The following is a 4,247-nucleotide window of genomic DNA, read 5'->3' on the forward strand; positions in this document are numbered from 1 at the left end:
AGAATTAGAACGAGTGTTTAGAAAAAGATGTGCCATTTATTGACATAGGAGCACTTTGTTACCTCACTTGTATACTTAAGTTATGCAACATAAATACAAAAAATATACTAACTGACACAAAACTATAAAATAAAAAGCGCTGATAAATCAACGATTTACGAAGATTTACCAGCGTTTACGAGCGTTAATTGGGCATCTTGGACTCACAGTTTCAATCACAAGCAGCCACTAAATAGCTGTTATATCAATCTTTTACCTTGTGAATATTTCTTGAACACTAACAAAACACTAACAACGTTCAAAATCTTCTGGCAGCAACTGGCTGTTACTCTATCGAGTAGCAGTTTTTTAGTGTAAAAAAGACCATTTGATTATTGCTGATCGAATTTTTTTGTAATTCTAACTTCTTTGTGAATACCTTACTACTATCAACAGCCTTATCGCTTACTTTTTTGAATTTTTTCCAGCGCTTCATGAACGATTTTTTATCATTATCCCATGTTACAATATAGCCTATAAAATACTGAAGTCATGAATAAGCTGTCTTCCGCAAATAACAGATCTGTCTCAATAATTTTAAAAATACATTTTTTCTTCATCATGACTTTTACGAACTTAATGCTTTTTTAACATATTTAGTATTAGATTCAGTCATTTTTTATTGATATCTTTTAATCCATCTGACCCTCCACTTATTCTACATACAGGTCAACTGAATCGCTACCAATATCTGTTGTCTGAATCATCCAACATATTTTGCGACTAGCCCAATTTAAATAAGTATTAATTCATTTATTTGGAGCATAAAACACCTTTTAAAAAAACAATAATAGATAATTCAAATAATTTTATTCTTATTTTTAATACTTTTTTGTGTGCATAATGGAGCGTTTTTAAAAATAATTGTAAGTATAAAACCAACAATAGCCACAAACATACAGAATAAAAAAATTTCATGTATTGAATTTGAAAGTACTCCTTTTGCCCCCTCAAGTGCTGTGGTAAGAGAATTCGAGTATTGTGCTGGAATATGTTGAACTATTTTTTTAACAGTTTCGGAATTTGTAATTATTTGAGGCTTTTTAAGCTGTTCTTGAACATTGTCAGGAATATTACTTAAATCTAGCTTTGAAAAACCAATATTCATTGTTACTGTCATAATTGTCCCATAGATTGCCGAACCAATTGTACCACCAATATTGCGGAAAAATTGAACTGTAGATGTGGCAGTTCCAATTTGTCTTTGAGGTACAGCATTTTGAATATTTGTATTTGCAATAGGCATGTTTATTCCGATACCAAATCCTAAGATAATCATATAAAAAACCATTTTGAAATATGATGTATCAGCACTCATCGTTGAAAGCAACCCTGTTCCAACAGCCATTAAGGTAAAAGCAACGAAAACAAGAATTTTACTATTTCCTGTTTTCGATATTAATATCCCTGTCACTGCACTTGCAAGTAAAAGTCCAAGCATCATAGGCATTGTTATTGATCCTGAGATTATTGCCGACGTTCCGATAATTCCCTGTGCAAAATATGGAATATACATAATTGCTGCAAACATGATCCCATTTGTGAGAAATGCAACAATCAGTGTAATACTGATACTTCTATCTTGAAAAAAAGATAAGGGTATAATTGGATTTTGCGCTTTTGACTCACAGTAGATGAAAATTCCCAGCATAATAAAGGAAAAAATAAACATTCCGATAATCTGCACAGACACCCACGCGTAGTCATTACCTCCCCAGCTAAAAGCGAGCAACATAGGCACTAAGGCAAATGTCATTGAAAAAGTGCCAGCATAATCAACTGTTCTTGTTCTTCCTTCTGCTTTAAAATTTGGCATTATAAAAGCTATAATTAAAACAGCAAAAATTCCAACTGGTATATTAATGTAAAAAATCCAACGCCAGCTAAGATTATCAATAATTAGTCCGCCTAGAAGAGGCCCAATTATACTTGATAGTCCATATATAGATGTAACCATTCCCATGTATTTTCCTCTTTTAGCGGGCGGAAATAAATCTGCAACAACCGTAAAAACACTTGTAACTATGATTCCTCCACCGATACCTTGTATGCCCCGGAAAACAATAAGTTGAATCATACTCTGGGACATTCCACAAAATGTTGAACCACTTAAAAACGTTAAAATACCAACTATAAATATTGGTTTCCGTCCAAAAATATCAGCAAGTCCACCCGAAATGGGTGTTACAACCGTTGAACAAAGCATGTAGATAGTAAATGGCCAAGCGTAATATTCTATGCCTTGCAGATCATTTGTTATTTTTTTCATTGCCGTGCCAACAATTGTTGAATCCAAAGCTGAAAGTAAAAGACTTGCCATCAATCCAAAAAGAATTAACGTAGTTTTGATTTTGCTTAAATTTTTTGTTTTCACGAAATTTCCCTCCCAGTTTATGGTATATAACATATTAGTATACTTTATACTAAGTGAGTATAAAAAAATATGTTCTGATCAGAACATATTTTTTATGTGCTAAATATCAATGATTATTTTTTTGAACATAATCATGCGTAATTTCTTCAGTCCATTCAGAAAACATTGCATACATCTTATCATATAATTCCAATATAGAAATTGCATAAAAAGGTACAAATTCTTTTTTAGCTTCAATGTTGCTTTTGATGTATTCCCTCTCTTTTGAAAGATTGGTTCTAAGGTTCTTCATCATCTCCAATCCTTTTTCTGGATCTACATTATAGAGATTTGCAACAAATGCGACAAAATCAATATAAATCTTGTCTGGTTGCTTAGAGTATTTTTCCATCATACTGAAAAAATAATTGCGCCCTTTTTCATTTATGGAATAAATCTTTTTTGCAGGTCTTTCACCTTCTTTTACTACTTCATCATCTAGGTATCCCTTCCCATTCATTGCAACAAGATTTTTATAAACTGAAGGAGAGCTGATTTTTACCCATGAATTTATATTGCGGGCTTCCATATTTTTTTTCATTTCATAAGCACTCATTGGTTTTTCAATCAATGCACCTAGCAACATTAAATCGACAGTTGACATATGACACCTCCTTATACTCTAAAATAAATTACTATAAAGTATACCAACTTATGGTACTTTTACTTTTTAGTTTTGTCAACCATCTCTTCTTCATTCCCTCACTTAGCTTTAGCTACATTGATTGCTCCAAGCAATTCCTTAATTCTTGCATCTGCGGCTTTTTAAATAGACGGAAGGCATTTACGTTAGCCACACGTTTAGAACAAAAATACGTGTCCTGGTAAGCCTTCGTCTTGTTCCTGTGTCCTAAATATCTCAGCAGAAAGAACACATTTTTGTCAGTAAGCTCCTTGTGTTCTATATAGTACTCGCAACATTCTTGAATTTCCTCTATCCTCATGAGAAAAGGTGATCTCATGGTCTCAACGTACTGTATAATATCGTTGATTTTTTCTTTTGGATCATTGACCATGGTCATCCACCTCCTCTCATTTTTGTGTGCAAAAAGGTGTGCACCTGTCTCTTTTTGTGTGCACTCATACTTTTATACACTGAATGCACTTGTTTCCCTACACACCAACGTTTATTACCATTATTATATACTCAAACCATAGCTATTGCTTAGCAGAAATATACTAGCATTTACGAGCATCACATTGAAAAGAATGTTAAGTTTTGTTAAGTTCTCACTACCTATGAATCGCAACGCTCCTTTTCAATCGGAACGCTCTGATTCGCTGTTTCCCGTCAAAATGGCGATTAGGATACACTTCATCTGTATTTTGTTTTGCAATTTTTACTAAATAATAGCGTTGCAACGTTTCTAAATGTGTATTGTACTATTGGCTTTAATGCTGTAATTCTTTTCTTTCTATTACGCGTATGTGGTTTAAGAATAACTTTAGTAGCTTTTATCTTTGCTTTGTATGATTGTCAATCCAGCTATATGTATCTTCATAGTGCTTTAAAACTCTCTCACGTGCTTCTGTTAGTTTGTTATTAATGTGTAACACTAAGGTTTCTCTATATGTGCTGTTTTTTTTACTTTAATCAATTTATTCTTTCTGTTTTTTTCTATCTTTTTATGATGGTCAACTAAGGAATAATTCCAGTCATTATCTATTGTTACTTTAAATAAATTTTTATAAGGTAGTACTTTGCCGTCTTTGTTTTTTGCTTTACCACTATAAGTATCTGCTCCTATGTCAATAAATGGCACATCTTTTTCTAAACACTCGTTCTAATTCTGTC

At 32.7% G+C, this 4,247-nt stretch carries 3 protein-coding genes; all 3 read right to left on the reverse strand.

Annotation, left to right across the window (positions count from 1 at the left end):
- Nucleotides 1–838 precede the first annotated feature (838 nt).
- Entirely contained in the window at nt 839–2,413 is a 1,575-nt protein-coding gene (locus FD20_RS12115) for an MDR family MFS transporter (protein WP_201782788.1), read from the reverse strand.
- Between the two features lie 106 nt (nt 2,414–2,519).
- Nucleotides 2,520–3,056 (reverse strand): PadR family transcriptional regulator, encoded by a 537-nt coding sequence (locus FD20_RS12120; RefSeq protein ID WP_057738832.1) that lies wholly within the window; start codon nt 3,054–3,056, stop codon nt 2,520–2,522.
- Nucleotides 3,057–4,008: 952 nt separating this feature from the next.
- A complete protein-coding gene (locus FD20_RS12130; RefSeq protein WP_057738836.1) occupies nt 4,009–4,215 on the reverse strand; it encodes a hypothetical protein in 207 nt (68 codons plus the stop codon).
- Between the last annotated feature and the right edge of the window lie 32 nt (nt 4,216–4,247).

Source organism: Liquorilactobacillus uvarum DSM 19971, assembly GCF_001434935.1.
GTDB classification, from domain to species: domain Bacteria; phylum Bacillota; class Bacilli; order Lactobacillales; family Lactobacillaceae; genus Liquorilactobacillus; species Liquorilactobacillus uvarum.